This is a genomic window from Vibrio sp. 2134-1 (assembly GCF_033339495.1).
On record NZ_JAWOUS010000427.1, the window covers coordinates 1 to 698 of the forward strand.

Annotated in this window: 1 protein-coding gene and 1 pseudogene; both read right to left on the reverse strand. The window is 47.1% G+C overall.

The annotated features are described in order from the left end of the window. Positions 1 to 425 (reverse strand): annotated as a pseudogene (locus tag R7R78_RS26415) (hypothetical protein); the annotation flags it as partial. Next, positions 418 to 698, reverse strand: a 281-nt coding sequence (locus R7R78_RS26420; RefSeq protein WP_225474648.1) for an AAA family ATPase, incomplete at its 5' end; no start/stop codon positions are given. The pseudogene R7R78_RS26415 and the gene R7R78_RS26420, both read right to left, overlap by 8 nt.

The following is a 698-nucleotide window of genomic DNA, read 5'->3' on the forward strand; positions in this document are numbered from 1 at the left end:
CAGCTCACATACAATCGGTCAAATTGAGAATTCAGAATAACGTCGTCTTCGCGCCAGTTTTTGCTCAAATCAAAGTAGCCATTATCTAGCGCGACAAGTTCGGGATATTGAGGAATGTCTAACGCATCGCCCCATAAAGCTCGGTTTCGCAAGCCAACATTAACACGCCAGTTTGGAGAAAAACGGTATTCAAAATTCAGACGATTGTGCAGCAGATGATCGAGCGTATTGCTTTGATCATCTGGCATGCTGTATGTCGCCATATACTTAATATAACCATCAAAATCCCAAGATTTTTGAGGTTGTAAACCAGGGATATTGGCAACAGCACAAAAGCTGAAAAAGCCAAGCAAGGAAAAGCTTAACGCCTGACTAACCACCACCATCCATGGCGGAGAAAAACGAATGTGTAAGCCGCTACGCATGAAACTTCTCTGCCGTGCTACCGATGTTGGCGAAATCTCTCGCGAGGCGTCCGTCTTCAAACACAATAATACGATGGGCTCGTTTGATGACCCTCGGGTCGTGAGTCGAGAAAATAAATGTCGTGCCCTCTTGTTCGCTCAGTTGCTCCATGATGTCGAGTAACTCCGAAGTACTCTTTGCGTCTAAGTTGGCGGTCGGTTCATCTGCCATGACAAAGCGAGGCTTAGGTGCAAGTGCCCGTGCGACAGCAACTCTCTGTTGCTGACCACCCG